Origin of the sequence: Porphyromonas gulae, from assembly GCF_000765945.1 — a bacterium.
GTDB lineage: Bacteria > Bacteroidota > Bacteroidia > Bacteroidales > Porphyromonadaceae > Porphyromonas > Porphyromonas gulae.
Genome location: NZ_JRAT01000012.1, coordinates 36,932 through 53,565, shown reverse-complemented (window position 1 = coordinate 53,565; position 16,634 = coordinate 36,932). Strand labels below are relative to the sequence as shown.

Sequence of the window (16,634 nt, the reverse complement as noted above, 5' to 3'; positions counted from 1 at the left end):
ATAACGTTTATCTTTGCGCGCAATTTCCACTATAAAAGAAGAGGAATCCGACAGATAATTTTATGGAAGGCCAGCGTAATCAGATGGCACGTTTTTGGCTGTTACTTGTAGTGACAGCGATTCTCTTGGCTGCTTTGTTCTATCTGCCCGAGCAGATAGGGAGTTGGCAGCTCAAGCCGGTAGACCTCCTAAGCGATGTTCGCCGAGTAAAACCCGATTCTACCGCGGTACTTATTGCTCCGAAACACACTCCACCCTCCGAGAATAATACAGATAATAGAACCAAATCCGATAAGCGCAGAAGTGCTATTTATAGCCAATTGCTTGAGCAAAATACGGTAACTGATTCGACCTTTATCCCTATAGAGGATTATAGTTCTTCACGGACGGCACTCAAACGTTTCTATACGAGTATAACCGAGCGGTCAACTCTCGGCAGGCCTATTCGGATAGCCGTATTGGGCGATTCCTTTATCGAAGGTGATATTTTCACCGATGCTCTTCGTGCTGCCCTGCAAAAGCGTTTCGGTGGCAATGGAGTAGGGTGGATGCCTATTACCTCCGAGGTGGCAGGATTTAGAGGAAGTATTCGTCATGAGTTCAGGCAGTGGGACGATCATTCTCTACTTCGTTCGAAGAAAGGTCATTATCCCTTCACCGGTCATTTCTATCGCCCCAAGCAGGGAGCATGGGTACGTTATGCGATGCCTTTGGGACAGCCGAACTTCGGTCATGCGATACTATATTATAAGTCTACGGACGAGGCCTCGGTTCGTATAGAGACTTCGGATACTACGCTCACCGTCATCCTCCCTCCGACGGAAACCGTGGGCCAATACACTTTGAGCAGCGATCCGCAACGAAGTATCAAATGCAGTGTTCTTTCCGGGGGACAAGATTTTGTATCTTTCGGTGTCGCATTGGAGGATGCACAAGGTATTTCGGTCGACAATATGTCCATTCGTGGCAATTCGGGTATTCTTCTCAAATCCATCAATCGGGAAGTAAGCCGGGAATTTGCCTCTCTCCGCAATTATGATCTCATCATCCTGCAATATGGACTTAACGTCGCTTCGAATAAGCAAAAAGACTATAGCAATTATGCCAAGCAGATGGGAGGAGTGATCGAAATCCTTCGGAGCGTGTGTCCGGAGGCCGACATCCTTCTGATGAGCGTGTCCGACAGGGCGCAGCGTACTGCAAACGGAATCCGGACGATGTCCGGCGTTATTGCTCTTCATTCTGCACAGCAGGCTCTTGCCCAACAGTACGGTGTCGCTTTCTGGAGTACACTCAGAGCTATGCATTCGTTGGGAGGTATTTCCCGAATGGCCGATAAAGGCTGGGCGGCCAGAGATTACACGCATTTGGCACACCGAGGTGGACGGGAGTTGGCCAAGAAAATGATTGAAGCATTTGATTTTGAAAAAAAGTATTATGATGCCATTCGTGAGTAGACTCATACTATTGCTGCTCTGCCTTACTACAGCTTCCGGGCTGTCGTTTGGGCAGTCCTCGCTTTGGTACGAACCGGAAGGATATCTCGACCAAGTATGGCAGCACATCAGAGTAGCCGATTCGAACAAGAAGCCGGTTACGGTTCTCCACCTTGGCGATAGCCATCTGAGTGGAGGATATTTTACCCGATCCATGTCAGCCAAATTGGCTGCCCAATATGGTGATAAAGTTCGCTTCGAACGCATAGGTGTTCCCGGGGCGAGTTATTTTTCTTTCTCTCAGAATAAGGATAAATACCTGCAGCAGATCAAAGCGGTGCAACCCGACCTCGTCATTGTATCGCTGGGGACCAACGATTCGTATACTTTCCAATTTTCCGAAGATAAAATGCGGGGAAATATGGAGATCTTTTTCAATATGCTGCGTGAAGCTTTGGATGATGTGCCATTCATCCTGACCACGCCTCCGCCGTCTTACCTGCGCCGATCCGTCAAGGTGGCAGGCTCGAAACGCAACGGGAGCAAACGTCGTAGAAATCGTTATAAAACCACCTATCACTTTAATGACAATACGGAAAAGGCCTCCCGTCTTATCCGATCGTACACCTTGGAGCATGGTATGGCATGCTTCGACCTCTCTTCCGCTATAGGCGGAGAGACCGAAACTCGTCAATGGTTGCGTAGCGGATTGATGCACGCGGATCACATACACTATACGATCGGTGGATACACCCGTCATGGAGGGCTGGTAGCTGACGCCTTGCTCGGTTCGATTGATGGCCCTAACGTGGATCGGAGCAGCCAGCCCAAGCCTTATAAAAGATAGTTCGTTAGCATGCATTTTTTCGATTCGATGGATATATCCCGTCTCTGGGATCTATTGCAGTATCATGCATCCGCTCCCATGATTTTTTCCAGCGGGACGTTCTTTATCCTCTTCCTTTTGTTCCTTCCGCTATACATCCTGCTACGCCGGCAAACCAGCTTGCGGATCGTATATGTATCTCTCTTTTCTCTTTATTTCTACTACAAGAGCAGCGGTCTTTTTGTCCTGCTTCTTTTAGCGGCTGCTACGAGTGATTTCATCATCGGCCGTTTTTTGTCCCGTCAGCAGATCCAGGTTCGGCGCAAACTCCTTGTGGCACTCAGTATGTGCATCAATCTGGGTGTATTGTCCTATTTCAAATACTTCAATTTCCTCGGTGAGATGCTTTTCTCTCTCATTCAGGAAATCGGCCTCGTGACCAATCGCCCTGAGTGGATCATGACCGAGTGGAAGAATTGGGATATTATACTGCCTGTCGGGATCTCGTTCTATACTTTCCAGACGATGAGTTATATCATCGACATCTATCGCGGTCATGTGCAGCCCCTAAAGCGTTGGATAGACTATGTCTTCTACGTCTCTTTCTTCCCCCAACTGGTAGCCGGTCCCATCGTCCGTGCACGAGATTTTATCCCACAGATCTATCGCCGGCCGGTGTTGGAAAGGAAAGAATATGCCGAAGCCCTGGTGTTGATCATGGGGGGGCTCTTTAAGAAGGCAATCATATCCGACTACATCAGCCTGAACTTTGTGGATCGCATATTCGATGCTCCGACACTTTACACCGGCTTGGAGAACCTGCTCGGCGTTTACGGCTATGCCCTACAGATCTATTGCGACTTCTCCGGTTATTCCGACATGGCCATCGGTATAGCTCTGGTGCTCGGCTTCCGCTTCAATATCAATTTCGATTCACCTTATCAGTCGGCCAATATCACCGAGTTCTGGCGCAGGTGGCATATCTCCCTTTCATCATGGCTCAGGGATTACTTGTATATACCATTGGGGGGGAATAGGAAAGGGAAAATCCGTACCTATATCAATCTTCTGCTGACGATGCTTCTCGGCGGTCTTTGGCATGGTGCCGCCTTGCGATTTATTTTGTGGGGAGCTATCCATGGAGTGGCATTGGCCGTACACAAACTCTGGTGCGAGATCTTTCCGTCGAGTCGGGCTATGTCCACGGATATGCCTTTTTGGCGCAGATGGCTCGGACGGATCATTACTTTCCACCTCGTCTGTTTCGGTTGGATCTTCTTCCGAGCCGATTCGATGGCAGTGGCCGGACAGATTCTCGGACAAATATTCAATAACTTCCATCCCGAAGTTCTCTTCCAATTCATTGCCGGCTACAAGGGCGTTGTCGTACTGATGGTCACGGGTTACCTGTTGCATTTTGTCGGTAAGGGTAAGCGAAGCAAGGCACAATCCATGCTTGAGCGTGCTCCGTTCGTCTTGCAAACTCTGATGCTCGTTCTCCTGATCTTTACCATCATTCAGGTACGCAGCTCGGAAATACAGCCCTTCATATATTTCCAGTTCTAAACAGCCTTACCCGATCTTCTTTTTTCTAAGCGGATGAAGTAAAGGGCCTTCGAATTTTACAGGCAGAGAAATTGCGAGCCCGAAAATGCTCCGATTGGGGTCTGAGTTTTCTGAAAACGTGGCGCGGGAACTTTTTCGTTCTGGCGCGAGAATTTTTTACTTCCCACACCAGAACGAAAAAGTTCCCGCGCCACGTTTTTGGAGACCATAGATCCATTCGTTTGTTTGTCTACCGGGGTTCTCGCTATGGCCTTTCATGGCATATTATTCAGATGATTCTAAATTGATAAATGGAGAGAGTCGATGACGTCTCTGGTGTCGGGCTATCATTTCGTGTGTAAATGACTCAAAGAAAAAAGGCTGTGCGGAGAAGAATCCACACAGCCCTATTTTTTCTACTTGGGGAAGTTTATTCTCAGAATACTCTTTCCCGTAAGGTCTTATTTGACGATCTTCATCGTTTCACGGATACCGTTTCCTTCAACAACCAAAACGTAAGTACCCGGAGCATGGGAAAATACGTCCATACTGAAGACACTTGTTCCTGCTACTAAGTCTTTGTCCATCGCAGCGACTTCTTCTCCCAGCGTATTGTATAGCTTGATCCGGTATGTGCCGGCAGCATTCAAACTGACAGAGACAGCCAGCTCTGAACGATCGGCATTGAACCATGCACGAAGAGTCTTGGCAGCTCCGGTGACAGTGCATGTATTGGTTTCGTTCATACATGTAAACTTGAAAGGATCGGGTTCGCCGATAAAGGGATAAGTCTCTTTGCGACCACTATTGTCTGCGGCAGAGATGTAGTATTCTACCTTATCATTCTTGTTCAGACCTGTAAAGCTGTATGTATAGTGACCTGTGGACTCCATGGTCATATCTACAGCGTTAAAGCTTCCGGAACCGTTGATACGGTAGTAGCATTGTACCGGTGATATAGTAGCATTGGCGCATGAGATGACGTTTGCTTCGATCTTATAATTAGGACCGGCCTGTTCGCCAAGTATCGGATAGTGCTTGATATAGAGATAGCCCTTATCTGCTACTTCGTGAGTACGACAGTGCAGGGCGTCTGTTCCTAACCATGGTGTTCCTGAAGCCCCTTTAATACCTATAATTTCGTAACCGGGCATTGCTGTCTTATAGACATTCAGAGCATCGTTGTCCACGGAAGCGGGGCCATTGACAGGAACAAATACTCTGTTGTTCAGAATCAGAGAGTTCGTGTACGGCTGTTCATTGGTGGCCAGAACACGGTATATCTCGTACTTCGTTCCCCATGCGCAGGTCTGTGCTGCGAAGTAGGCTGCCATATCTTCCAGAGCTTGGTACTGAGCATGATTGTTAGGTACTTTCCTGATGAGGATTTTGTTCGGTGCCAGATACTTACCCCAACAGTCCACGTGGTCAATGTAAGTATTGTTCGGATCCTGTACCACATCATGGTGTGTAATGCCGAGATAGTCTTTCATCTTTTGATTTACTTGAGCTTGAGATAGAGAGGGGTTCTCCGTATATGCGATATGTGACTGTACAGCGGATCCATATCCGTCTGTCATGTAGTTACCACCGGTCTGCTTGAGCTTCATGCCGAACATCTCGATTCCCAGATATTGTGCTTCATATTTGGGGAAATCGTCATCGTTAGGACGAGGGCGGTTATAAATAAAGTCCACGAGACCTACCTTGTTCGTATCGTACATTGCGAACCAACCGGTATAGTCGCGTGTCCAGTAAGAGTCGGTTTTCGCAATGATGAAATCGCAATTAGAGAGATTCACACCGTTTTGGGTGTATTGGGTTGTAACGGTATTTTTTTGGGTTTCATTTGCCACGATGGTAATCACCTTGTCGTTCTTGGCGAGCTCTTTGATCAATTCCATTGGGATACCGAACGGATAGCGTACCAAAACGGCTGCGGAGCGTTCGTACTCAGCGATAGCACGCACAGGGCCTGCAGGGGGATTCGTTTCCTGGAATGCTCGTTGCATCTCTTCTGTTGCAAACTGATAGTTTCTTCCGTTCGTTTGCGTTTGTGTTTGGGCGATTGCCGGCAGTTGGAAGAGTCCCAACGCCAGAATCAAGGCTTTAGCCTGTAAAAGCTTTTTCATTTCAGATACGTTTTGTGTTATGAGTATGTTTCTTAAGCATGTCTTAATATTTCAGGAAAATGACGGCGATCACCGATTGGCGGTAATTTGAGAAATATCCTTACACGGATTCAACCTCAGTTGCTTTGATTCGGTAATAGGTTTTCTGCTTGATTATCGTGCGTAAAATTAGAAGAAATCAGTCAATATGAAATATAGCAGGCCTGTTTTCTTGATTTTTGTGTATTCAAATAAAATGGAATCCTCTATTACTACATGAATGTATCACTTATACAAGAATATATAAAGAAGAGAGCGGATGTGTGAAGATAATCTTCCACATCCGCTCTCTTTCTGCTACTATTATAATTGTACTTGGTTGTTATATCTTCTTAATGTGCTACATTGATTTTTGTCGTGTGTCGATCGACCTTAAGAATGTAGGTGCCATTGGGAAGGTGGCTGATATTCATTTTGCCATATCCTGTTGATAAACTGCTCTTTAGAACAATCCTGCCAGACATATCGAAAAGAATGATAGCAGTCTCTTGCGGAACGGTGGGAGCAGATATTTCAACGTAGTCCTTTGCCGGGCGAGGGAATACGCTGATCTTCTCTGTAGAGGCTATCGCTTCCACTGCTGTACCGTTAACGATCTTTACCGTATAGCTTTTTTTGCCTTTTAGGTACAACTGTGGTTGTCCATTTACGAATGCATGGAGCGTCGCACGATAAGTGCCATCGGGGATAGAACCTTCCACATGGGGCTTATACACGAAGGTTTCCCCCTGCTGGATATGCGCTGTTTCTTGGGCTACCAATAAGGATCCCGAAGAGGATTGTGTTTGGCGGAAGATAACGACCAAATTACCGTTGAAGGGCAATCCAATATTTTTTACCGTAAAAGGTGGCAATGCTCTATCATCAGCCATGTCCAGCATATAGGAAGAAGTTTGGTTATGATTCACCTCGAATAGCGGATGTGTGTACACACTCGGTGTATTTACAGATACTCGTTCTATTTTTTTCCATTCATCCACTCCTTCTTTGGCAGAAAATCTATACCATAAAGTATAATCACCTTCCATAAGAGTCAGAACTTCTGTCGAGAAAACAACCGGATAGTCATTGCTGCCGCCCGGTACCTCGGCCATTATCCAACCCAATGGTATGAGATTGTCTGCTGTAACTCCCGTAGATAGAGCAAAAGCTACCGGTGTGCGGATTTCGTCCGGGCTATCGCTACTGAATCGCACGGTTATAGAACTCTGCTCGTAAGAATTGAGATCTGCGATGAGACTATTGGGGATGATGCTGAGTTCGCCCTTATTATCGTCTACTGTCACTACGACATTGTTCGGATCTGTCGTATTTACTTTAATACTATTTACATATCCCCCCTGTATGCGTTGTATGGGTTCCCATTGTTCTGTGCCGGTTCGACGATAGAGTAGTGTAATCGTGTTAATTCCTTGAGGAAGTACATTCGAATCCAGCAAGAAAAGTTCTGAAAACGCCCCATATCCATGCCAAAAGATGTTGTTGGATGAGGTTTTCACCTCAGTGATTTCTCCGTTGGCGTTATTTAGTCTATAGCCAAGGTCCAGATTTGAATTTTCTTCTCCTGTGTTATAAACCGAATAATCTACATTCAAACCTAGTCCGGAGGTATACACAGTGGATATACTTTCCAGAGCCAAAATCGGCAAAGCGTCTGTGCCTGCTTCGGACGGAATTTTGGCTGGTTCGATACCCGTAATGATTTCTTGATAAATAGTGAATCCGATCCCCTGACCTCCAATACCCAGTGAGGTGGGAGAGAGGAGTGTAAGTTTATAGAAGCCGTTGGAAACACCTCCCCAGCCCCAATTGAAGTGGAAAGTACCATCCGAGGCATAGCCATCGCATACGAAAGCATGCCCCATACTCTGGTTGTTTCCTGCATAGTAGACTGGTCTTGAGGAGGCAAGTTCCTTTCGGATCATATCCTGCCATTCCTGTGCGGTGTATAGGGCGCGTACGTGTAGCTGCAATGAGCGTTTGTAGCGAAAGTTGTTTCGCAAGGCTCGCACGACATAAACGCTGTAGGTACCACTTCCATTTTCATAAAAATTCATGTTTACAGATGCACTGACATCACGCATCAGTGTGGCATAAGCATCTACTTGGGCTCCGCTCAGATTATCAAAGTTCGGATTACCGGGCATATTGCTCCAGTCGTACGTTTCACCGAATGCGCCGGACCAATTGCCTACCAGTGGTCCCGCGTCGTAATTGAATGCCCCTTCACCCTGAAGAGGCCAGCTATGATAGCGCATGATTTGTGCTGTTGCTGTAGCCACACATCCGGTATAGGCATGCTTGCCATTGGGTAGGAGTGGCTCTTTATTATTCCAAGGATATGCCTGATTCCATCTCATCGGATCGTTGGCAAAACTGCCATTGTCCATCAGAGCATGTACTTCTTCGGGTACTTCCTTCGTGCGCAATATCTCTTCGTTGGGCTTGGCTTTTCCCGAAAGTATCATCGATATTTCCTGATCGTAGACCTGTAGCCACATACGTAGATTGTCCGGCATATTGTACATGTCGAAACGTCCAATGGGGGAATAGGCAAGAACTGCCGGTATTCTGTCATCTGCTGCAATGAGAGCATAGCCCTCGTTCGTGCCGCGATTGGCTACATAAAAATATGGCGAGGAGTCGCCCTCTGCTGATACAGTACCGCGCTCTGCATCTCCTTGTCGGTAGACGTAGTCGATGGAAATTTTATCAGAAACTACTGGTTGTCCGGTGCGTAATGATGCCTGTCGCAAAGTCAGACGAGCTAAGGCCGAAGCTCGCTCTTTCGTGATAGGAGCAGAGTACCCTGTCATAGCAAAGCCTAAGAGCATTGCTATGGTTAGAAAAAAACTTTTTTTCATTGAGAATGATATTCTTAATTATGAGAATTTTTTGGCTTTAGAGCAACCTACGATGGCGTTGGATTCTTTGTGAAAGAAGAAAAGCTTCTTAGTCCCTTTTCATAACCACTTACAAAGTAAATCAAAAGCCTGAATAATCGATCTCTTACAACTCATAATACGTCAGAATTATATTATGCTGCCATGTCTTGCATAAAGAGGTGAAAATAACTTCCCTTTCGCCGAACTCATATAAGGCGATGTGTCAATGTTGCACTGATCGGTGGGACGTGCTCCCTATTAGCATGCAGTTGGATTCAATACAACAATCCTTATATTTGCGGCCGAAAGACTGTTTTCAATAGATCATTAAAGTAATGCAGCATGCTCATATGCTGTCCTTAAATAACAACTAATTCAACCAAAAAACGAAATGAGAAGAATTAAACTACTCTTGGGATTCGCCTTGTTTTTTCAATTGGCAAATGCCCAACAGTCGGGTGACTTGGATCCCACATTCGGTACAAACGGAGTGGTACAGACACCTATCGGTAATGGTAGCTTTATCGTAGATGAAGTTCGCAATGTTACTATCCAGCCCAATGGCAAAATTATTGCTATGGGGTCAACTCGAAATGGTACGAAAAAGCATGTTGCTTATGTTCGCTACAATCCTGATGGATCGCTTGATCAATCTTTTGGGAACGGAGGTAAGCAGATTTTTGTCCCTACTTCTTTATACGGCAATTTCGCTACGGCAGCGGCTACCTTGTCTGACGGTAAAATTATTTCATGCGGCTATGTCTTCGATTCTGATAATACGATTTGCCAACCTCTCCTGATTAGAATGAATGATGATGGTACATTGGACACCTCTTTTGGGAACAATGGTATTGTGCTTGCAGACTTTCCTTATAGCACACTTCCTGAGAAAATGGTACTTCAAAAAGATGGAAAGATGCTGCTGGTTGGCTATTACCATGACAATATGATGACTCTCCGCTATAACCCTGATGGATCCATAGATAAAACATATGGCATTGATGGCGTTTGCGAAATTGTAATTGAAGGTAGTGCCAATTCTTCTTTTGCTAAAGCGATTGCTTTGCAGGAAGATAACAAAGCGGTGATTGTCGGCATGTATGGTACACATCCGGATTGGAAATGGGCTATTGCACGAATCAATGAAAATGGATCATTGGACAATTCTTTTGGGGAGAATGGATTGAAGACCATGTCTATCGGCTCTGGCCATGACTTTGCCACTGCCGTGCAGATTCAGGAAGATGGAAAAATTGTCGTTGCCGGTCACTCTTGGGTTGCAAGCATCCCTACTTTGCAGTACGATCTGATAGTTCTCCGCCTGAATCAAGACGGTGAGTTGGATAATACGTTTGGAGAATCAGGTATTTTCAAAAAGAATGTGATTGACGGTGGAGCCACTTATGTGGATGGTATTGTCCTTTCACCGGAAGGTAACATTTATGTAGCTTTCAACGCCGTAAAGAATAGTATATCCGATCTGGGGTTATTGAGCGTCGATAAAAATGGTAAGTTGAATACCTCTTTTGGGGGAAATGGCTATACTGTAACCGACCTTAGCGAAGCTGCAGACGAAGCAAGTGCTATAGTTATGCAAGCTGATGGCAAGATAGTATTAGGAGCTTCTTCTTTTTCAGCTACTACTGGAACGCCTTTCGTCCTACTTCGGTATTTAACGGACGTGCCCTCTTCCGTTCTTCCTATGGTAGATGAAGAAAAGTCGTTTGTAGTTTATCCCAATCCTGTGAAAGACGTACTGAATATCGAGTATGAAGGTGAATTCGGCGTACGAATCTTCGACCTTTCCGGTCGTTTGGTGCTCTCTACGAAGAATACTCGTACGATTGACGTGAAGGCTTTGACTGCCGGAAGCTACGTGATCGAGCTGACGACTGAGGCAGGTGTACTGACCGAACGCTTCGTCAAACTCTGATTCCTGTAAGAATCGCTTCGAAAAGAGGGAATGCCGGATTGAACGGCATTCCCTCTTTTCTTTTTTCAGGTTAGAACGTGATCTGGAAGCGGGCGCGGACCCCCCATTTATTAGGGGTTGTCTCTTGCTGTGTGAAGCGCCGGAAATATTCGATGCGGAGCAGTCGGAAGATATTTTCCAATCCGACACTTCCTTCCAGGTACCATGTGCGGTTCATGGGAAAAGTATTATCGGGGAAGAGGAAACTACCGACAGCCCCCGGTTTATTGTGAGGAGTAAGATCACCCCACATACCATGAAGAGAAAGCACTTCACGCCAGGCCAACCGTTTGATGAATGGAATACGATTGAGCATAAGACCTTCTAAATGGTAGGTCAGATGGAACTGCGTGTATCGGTCAGCGATAAATTCCAGTGGCTCCATCAACTGGAATGCTCCGCTCTGTAGCGTGTAACTCTCATTGACGGGAGGGATTTCCAAGAGAGGGTAGGGAGCGTGTGTCCAAACTTGCCCTGCACGAACAGAGGCATCCAACATCCCGAAAAGAGAGAGCCAAATGTGATGTTTGTAGCGGAATTCCGTGCGGTGGTAGCTGAAGTCTCCTCCAAGCAGGCCTGAAAAAGCCATGCGGTGCTCCAGTTCGAACACAGGGGATCGGCGCACTACATTGAAAGCCGTGTTCGGCCCTTTGCGACCATTGTAAGGAATGCGCCCCGGTTCATAGCGGAGGGTAAGACCCAATTCCGTGGTGCGGTACGAATGGATCGGCCGTATCGTACCGTCAGCCTCTACCTGATCGTAGCGTAATGTGCCGGCAGGTTCGTCTCGGCGACGGCTTCCCCAAATGATCGTACTGAAATCAGTCCCCCAGTCTCTATCATATTCCAGCCGATATTCTTCGATGTAGGAGCGGCGCAGATTATTCATCGTACCGAGTATGACCGTTATGTTGTCTTTGAAGATAGGATCCACTACTTGTCCCGGCGTATATAGGTCGTAGGAAGCGATGAAAGAGAGATTGCGATGTGGAAATTCTTGTATGTACAGCTTCTTAGGAATAGAGGAATAAGTAAGAGCACCTCTCCACTTCCATCGTTTGTCCTTGAATCCGTATGCAATATAACCTTGAGCGAAAAAGTGCGGATTGAGAGCGGCCAGCGTCATGCCACCTATGCGCATACGGAAGCCCTCGATTTTGTTGCCCCCGAAGAGGGTATGCACAGGCCCGAAGTCAAATTTGGGGCGTATAGAGTCGTTCATCCTAATGGGGAGTCCGAGATAACCGGTCAGCAGTGTTTTGGCGATGGTGGTGGATGTCTTGAATGTACGATCGTTGCGGAGATAATGCATGAAAGACAACAGCTTTTGCCCCGTGGGAGGTAGCGGTTCCGGTCTCATTACGTTCCAGTAGCCATCCGTTTCGCGAGGAGCTGTCGCATCGTAAACCGAATCGGTAGCAATAAAACCGACAGAAGACGGATCCCTGCCGATGCTTCCTTCACCGATGCGATAGTCGGAAAGGATACGGCTCTGCTCCACTTCCAATCCTTGAGGGATGAATGAAGCAGCCGATAATAATGCCTGAAAATCCTGTCGTTTCAGTACGCGATAGTATCGGGTCGTTTGTCCCGAAGCATCTATACAGGGAACCCGTTGGAAATCTTGCGCTATGCGTAGGTGGGTCACCCAGTTCACATTGCTCGATATGGGCAGGTTCAGGATGATCCGACGTAGCGAATAATCGCTCTTGACGATCCAGAGCCTTCCCGTAAAGCCTGCACTCTCGGGATTGAAAGGAGAGAAAATCATTTCGATACAATCCTCATCCTCTATTCGCACTGTATCGGCAATGAAATACTTGTAGAAACTTGTAGCAAAAGTGTTGCTCATCGGGCTGGGAAAGCGACTGAGCATGATGGGAATATCGTTGTCGTAGATATTGATCGGACGGAATACTTCCTCCAGATTGGTGGTCAGGGGGCCTTCGTCCAGCTTTTCGTCCACACCGTCCAGTCGTCGTGCCAATACTTGCGTACGCTCGCCTTTGTTGGGTAGTCGCTCGGTCTGTATCAGTTTCTCTCGCATGGATAGCGGCAGTATGCGTCTGTCTGTAAAGCGTGAGCTGTCCGCCCATTGTGCACACTGTCCGTGCTTGAGGTGCAAGAAGCCTTCGTCCGATCGGAAATCATCGTCCGAGACAAGTATTCTTTCGTATGTACGGTAGCTGTACGCCGGTGCCGATTCTATCCGGTTGCTGTCCTTGGCTGCTATGGCTTTGCGGATCAGATCCACTGCGGGATTGTTTTTCTTGGAGTATTTCCGTTTCTTGGCTTTGACCACTACGCTGCTCAGTTGCAGCTCCTCCGAAGCTAAGAGAATACGGCAGTGCATATTGCGCTTTTCGCCCGAGCGTAATGAGTAGGTCTGTCTTCTGTATCCGGTCGATGAGATGATGATAGTCCGATCGTTATGGGGAGAAGTCAGGTCGAACATGCCGGCGGCAGAGGTTACCGTGCCCACTCCTTTATTGTCGGCACAGAAGACCGAAGCATAGGGAATCGGCTCCAATGTAGCCGAATCCAGTACCACTCCGGCGAAGCGAGTTTGCCCTGCGAGTGGTAGCATCCCCAATAAGGAAAGAGAGAGGAAGATGAGTGAGAGAGCCGACTTCCTGCTTATAGCTGACATTGCTGATGTTTGCATGAGTGGGTCTTCCGCCTGCGGGCGGTCAATGCGGAATAGTCAAAAATACCGGATCGGCACCATCTTCGGCACTGACGATCTGTGTATTTATGTCCGAAGCACCGGCATAAAGCTTGAGCAAGCGCACTGCTTCGGCAATAGCTTCTTGGAGGCAGTCCGAATGAGTCCGGTCTACACCGAAATCATTGATGAAAATAAGCGTGTTCCTCGTGCTGTCGTCCACGCTCGTTCGTTCGTGGTCGCTGGTCGGAGTGGCAAAGGCTCCGTTCTCATCACGATAGACGGGCAAGCCTTCGATATTCAATTCGCCACGGCCGATCCCGACAAAAGATTCGTCCGTATGTCCCACACCGAAGACAATGTCAGAGCCTACCTTGTCGCAGTCGAACACCCCGATGGAGTATCCTGTGCGAAGCGATAAGAGGTTGCCGATGTCCACCAAAGCGTTGATGTAATAAAGTCCCAGTCCGCGCACCACGCGTCGGGACAGCTGTTCGGCCGATGGCCTGTAGCGGTTAGGATCCTTGCCGGTACGCTTGTAGCAGTTGCGTGTGGCAGCTATGGAGGGAATCTCTTTGATGGCCGATAGCTCGCAGGTCTGCACCAGCCGATCGGCCTCGCTGTTCATTTCGTCTATCAGAGCAGACGGCGACAGTCCTCCTCCGACTTTTGCAGAGATCACCCCTACGCGAAAAGCCGGGCAATGATGCTGAATGGTACCGTCAAAGCTGATCCGGTGTGTCGTCTCCTTCGTCATCGTATTCGATCTCCAAATCAAAATCAATGTCGTCGAGATCTTCTTCCTCCTCTTCGTCTTCCATCGGTGTCGGGAACAAATCGTCCTCCTCATCCCATGTAAGGCTCGTCAGATCGAGAGCTTGGCGGACTATGCTATCCGGTTCGTGGAGGGTCTCCCTGCTAAGCTCTCGCCACAGGGTATCTTTCAGTTCTTCCAGTCCCTGTTGCGCTACGGCAGAAATGAAAACCACGGGCAACCCTGTCGGCAGCTCCTCCCGAAGCATCTCGCACAGCTCATCGTCGATGAGGTCGCACTTCGTTATGGCCAGCACTTTCCGCTTTTGTGCCAACTCTTCGTTGTATGCCACCAGTTCCCGACTGAGGATCTCGTATTCCTTGGCGATGTTGTCCGTATCGGCCGGAATCATGAAGAGGAGCAAAGCGTTCCTTTCGATATGCCGTAGGAAACGCAGCCCCAGACCTTTTCCTGCTGAAGCCCCTTCAATAATGCCCGGGATGTCCGCCATCACAAAGGATCGCTTGTCCCGATAAGCTACGATACCGAGATTAGGCTCCAGCGTAGTAAAAGGATAGTTGGCGATCTTCGGCTTTGCAGCAGTCAGCACGTATAGCAGTGTCGATTTGCCGGCATTGGGAAATCCGACCAGACCGACATCGGCCAGCATCTTGAGCTGCATGATCACCATACGCTCCTGTGCCGGCTCGCCCGGTTGGGCATAGCGTGGTGCCTGATTGGTAGCAGTCTTGAAAAAGGTGTTGCCGTGCCCGCCTCGTCCTCCTTGGAGGAGCATCACCTGCTGCCCGTGTTCGGTAATGTCTGTGATGAACTCACCCGTATCGGCATCGTAAACAGCCGTCCCACAGGGGACTTCTATGATACGATCCTCTCCGTTGGCTCCGGTACTTCGTTTGGCTCCGCCGCTATGTCCATTCGTAGCCATGATATGACGGTCATAGCGCAGGTGCAGCAGTGTCCAATAGTTCCGATTGCCACGGAGAAAGACGTGTCCGCCACGGCCTCCATCACCTCCGTCGGGGCCACCCTTGGGAATGTACTTCTCCCTGCGGAAGTGCGTAGAGCCTCTCCCTCCTTTGCCCGAACGGCAATATATCTTGACGTAATCAACAAAATTGGACTCTGCTGCCATACGATGGATTTAGTTGGAGACTTTGCAGAACTTGTCCACAATGGGGCTGATACGCAAGGCGATCTCTTCTATCGTCCCCGTACCTACCACGTTGTGCAGTACATTCTTCCGGGTATAGAAATCTACCAATGGTGCAGTCTCATCGGCATATACTTCCAGACGCCTGCGAATGGTATCGATATTGTCGTCCGATCGGCCGCTGATCTTTCCTCTGTTCAGGAGGCGTTCGATGAGCATTTCCTCGGGTACTTGCAGATTCAGCACTATGTCCACCTTCCATCCATGACGTGCGAGCATCGTCTCCATGGCTTCTGCTTGGGGGATGGTACGTGGAAAGCCGTCGAAGATAATCCCCTCGGCACCGGCCAGAGTGCTGATGAGCTTTTCCATCATATCTACGATCAGACTGTCCGGCACGAGGTGTCCTTCATTGATGTAGCCGGCTGCTGCTTGGCCCAGTTCGGTCTGGGCCTTAATCTCGGCACGAAGCAACTCTCCGGTAGAAATATGCCGGAATCCATATCGACGGATCAGCTCTTCGCTTTGGGTGCCCTTACCGGAACCGGGGGCACCGAAGATAAGTACGTTTAGCATCTATTCTTTTATTTTATAGATGTCCTGGTACATGCGTCCCAGATCATCATAGTCAAGGCCGTGTCCTACGATAAAGTCATTGCCGATCTCCAGACCCACGTAATCGGTATGGATGTCGCATTTGAGTGCAGCGGGTTTGGTCAGCATGGCTGCTATGCGTACCTCTTTGGCCCCGAGTTCGTAGAATTTCTCCTTTACGCAACTCATCGTATAGCCCGAGTCGATCAGATCCTCCACGATGACCACCGTTCTCCCACGCATATCGGCCGTCACGGGCATAATCTCTTTGAGTACGAATGTGCTCTGCGTACCGCAATAGCTGGAGTAGCGTGCGAAATCCACTTGATAGCTCTCGTCGAGAGCCTGCATCAGTTCGGCCGCAAACATAAACGAGCCGTTCATGATACAGACGAATAGGGGGTTGTCCCCATGCAGATCCCGTTTGATCTCGGCAGCCATCCTCTTAATGGCTTCATGTATGCGAGTCGCCGGAATGTAAATCTCAAACTCTTTGTCTTTCAGTTTGACTGTTCTCATTTGTCGCAATGACTTTATTGTGCGTGCAAATATAGCCATTTTGCATAGGGCAGCTATAGAAACGGCTCGGCTTATTATATGTAAGGGTGCGATTGT

13 protein-coding genes are annotated in these 16,634 nt (G+C 48.1%); 5 read left to right on the top strand and 8 right to left on the bottom strand.

Annotated features, from left to right (window positions below):
• Nucleotides 1-62: 62 nt before the first annotated feature.
• The 3 genes from HQ49_RS03740 to HQ49_RS03730 are packed head-to-tail and all read left to right on the top strand — an operon-like array spanning nucleotide 63 to nucleotide 3,828.
• Nucleotides 63-1,457: an SGNH/GDSL hydrolase family protein gene (locus tag HQ49_RS03740; protein WP_039418535.1), complete on the top strand. Its 1,395-nt coding sequence runs from the start codon at nucleotides 63-65 to the stop codon at nucleotides 1,455-1,457.
• On the top strand, nucleotides 1,438-2,283 hold the full coding sequence (locus HQ49_RS03735; RefSeq protein WP_235290054.1) for an SGNH/GDSL hydrolase family protein: 846 nt from the start codon (nucleotides 1,438-1,440) through the stop codon (nucleotides 2,281-2,283). Before HQ49_RS03740 ends, HQ49_RS03735 begins: the two co-directional genes overlap by 20 nt.
• A gap of 9 nt (nucleotides 2,284-2,292) precedes the next feature.
• A complete protein-coding gene (locus tag HQ49_RS03730) occupies nucleotides 2,293-3,828 on the top strand; it encodes an MBOAT family O-acyltransferase (RefSeq protein WP_039418534.1) in 1,536 nt (511 codons plus the stop codon).
• A gap of 25 nt (nucleotides 3,829-3,853) precedes the next feature.
• Here HQ49_RS03730 and HQ49_RS10670 read toward each other — a convergent pair whose 3' ends face one another.
• Entirely contained in the window at nucleotides 3,854-3,997 is a 144-nt protein-coding gene (locus HQ49_RS10670) for a DUF1661 domain-containing protein (protein WP_369794183.1), read from the bottom strand.
• Between HQ49_RS10670 and HQ49_RS12605 the strand changes: the two genes are divergently transcribed.
• Complete coding sequence (locus HQ49_RS12605) at nucleotides 3,930-4,115, top strand: DUF1661 domain-containing protein (protein ID WP_369794185.1); 186 nt, start codon at nucleotides 3,930-3,932, stop codon at nucleotides 4,113-4,115. The genes HQ49_RS10670 and HQ49_RS12605 overlap by 68 nt on opposite strands.
• 153 nt (nucleotides 4,116-4,268) lie before the next feature.
• On the opposite strand, the gene HQ49_RS03725 is transcribed toward HQ49_RS12605, so the two are convergent.
• Nucleotides 4,269-5,939: a peptidylarginine deiminase PPAD gene (locus tag HQ49_RS03725; protein ID WP_039418532.1), complete on the bottom strand. Its 1,671-nt coding sequence runs from the start codon at nucleotides 5,937-5,939 to the stop codon at nucleotides 4,269-4,271.
• 371 nt (nucleotides 5,940-6,310) lie between these two features.
• Nucleotides 6,311-8,842 carry a C10 family peptidase gene (locus HQ49_RS03720; RefSeq protein ID WP_039418531.1) on the bottom strand — a complete coding sequence of 844 codons (2,532 nt, stop codon included), beginning with the start codon at nucleotides 8,840-8,842 and terminating at the stop codon, nucleotides 6,311-6,313.
• Between the two features lie 412 nt (nucleotides 8,843-9,254).
• Between HQ49_RS03720 and HQ49_RS03715 the strand changes: the two genes are divergently transcribed.
• Entirely contained in the window at nucleotides 9,255-10,796 is a 1,542-nt protein-coding gene (locus HQ49_RS03715; protein ID WP_080734174.1) for a T9SS type A sorting domain-containing protein, read from the top strand.
• 70 nt (nucleotides 10,797-10,866) lie between these two features.
• On the opposite strand, the gene HQ49_RS03710 is transcribed toward HQ49_RS03715, so the two are convergent.
• Genes HQ49_RS03710 through HQ49_RS03690 form a run of 5 tightly spaced genes read right to left on the bottom strand, consistent with a single transcriptional unit; the run spans nucleotide 10,867 to nucleotide 16,538 of the window.
• On the bottom strand, nucleotides 10,867-13,485 hold the full coding sequence (locus HQ49_RS03710) for a DUF5686 and carboxypeptidase-like regulatory domain-containing protein (protein ID WP_039418990.1): 2,619 nt from the start codon (nucleotides 13,483-13,485) through the stop codon (nucleotides 10,867-10,869).
• A 40-nt stretch (nucleotides 13,486-13,525) separates the two neighbouring features.
• A complete protein-coding gene (locus HQ49_RS03705) occupies nucleotides 13,526-14,257 on the bottom strand; it encodes a B3/B4 domain-containing protein (protein ID WP_018964402.1) in 732 nt (243 codons plus the stop codon).
• The gene (gene obgE, locus HQ49_RS03700; protein WP_039418528.1) at nucleotides 14,223-15,407 is read right to left on the bottom strand and encodes a GTPase ObgE; all 1,185 of its coding nucleotides are present in this window, start codon (nucleotides 15,405-15,407) and stop codon (nucleotides 14,223-14,225) included. The genes HQ49_RS03705 and obgE overlap by 35 nt, the downstream gene beginning before the upstream one ends.
• Nucleotides 15,408-15,416: 9 nt before the next feature.
• Nucleotides 15,417-16,001: an adenylate kinase gene (locus tag HQ49_RS03695; RefSeq protein ID WP_039418526.1), complete on the bottom strand. Its 585-nt coding sequence runs from the start codon at nucleotides 15,999-16,001 to the stop codon at nucleotides 15,417-15,419.
• A complete protein-coding gene (locus tag HQ49_RS03690) occupies nucleotides 16,002-16,538 on the bottom strand; it encodes a phosphoribosyltransferase (RefSeq protein WP_039418525.1) in 537 nt (178 codons plus the stop codon). It abuts the gene before it with no gap.
• Between the last annotated feature and the right edge of the window lie 96 nt (nucleotides 16,539-16,634).

Excerpts from the sequence above, each read along its gene's own strand:
- HQ49_RS03740 (WP_039418535.1), top strand. The coding sequence starts at position 63 with ATGGAAGGCCAGCGTAATCAGATGGCACGTTTTTGGCTGTTACTTGTA.
- HQ49_RS03735 (WP_235290054.1), top strand. The coding sequence starts at position 1,438 with ATGATGCCATTCGTGAGTAGACTCATACTATTGCTGCTCTGCCTTACT.
- HQ49_RS03730 (WP_039418534.1), top strand. The coding sequence starts at position 2,293 with ATGCATTTTTTCGATTCGATGGATATATCCCGTCTCTGGGATCTATTG.
- HQ49_RS03725 (WP_039418532.1), bottom strand. The coding sequence starts at position 5,939 with ATGAAAAAGCTTTTACAGGCTAAAGCCTTGATTCTGGCGTTGGGACTC.
- HQ49_RS03720 (WP_039418531.1), bottom strand. The coding sequence starts at position 8,842 with ATGAAAAAAAGTTTTTTTCTAACCATAGCAATGCTCTTAGGCTTTGCT.
- HQ49_RS03715 (WP_080734174.1), top strand. The coding sequence starts at position 9,255 with ATGAGAAGAATTAAACTACTCTTGGGATTCGCCTTGTTTTTTCAATTG.
- HQ49_RS03710 (WP_039418990.1), bottom strand. The coding sequence starts at position 13,485 with ATGTCAGCTATAAGCAGGAAGTCGGCTCTCTCACTCATCTTCCTCTCT.
- HQ49_RS03705 (WP_018964402.1), bottom strand. The coding sequence starts at position 14,257 with ATGACGAAGGAGACGACACACCGGATCAGCTTTGACGGTACCATTCAG.
- obgE (WP_039418528.1), bottom strand. The coding sequence starts at position 15,407 with ATGGCAGCAGAGTCCAATTTTGTTGATTACGTCAAGATATATTGCCGT.
- HQ49_RS03695 (WP_039418526.1), bottom strand. The coding sequence starts at position 16,001 with ATGCTAAACGTACTTATCTTCGGTGCCCCCGGTTCCGGTAAGGGCACC.
- HQ49_RS03690 (WP_039418525.1), bottom strand. The coding sequence starts at position 16,538 with ATGAGAACAGTCAAACTGAAAGACAAAGAGTTTGAGATTTACATTCCG.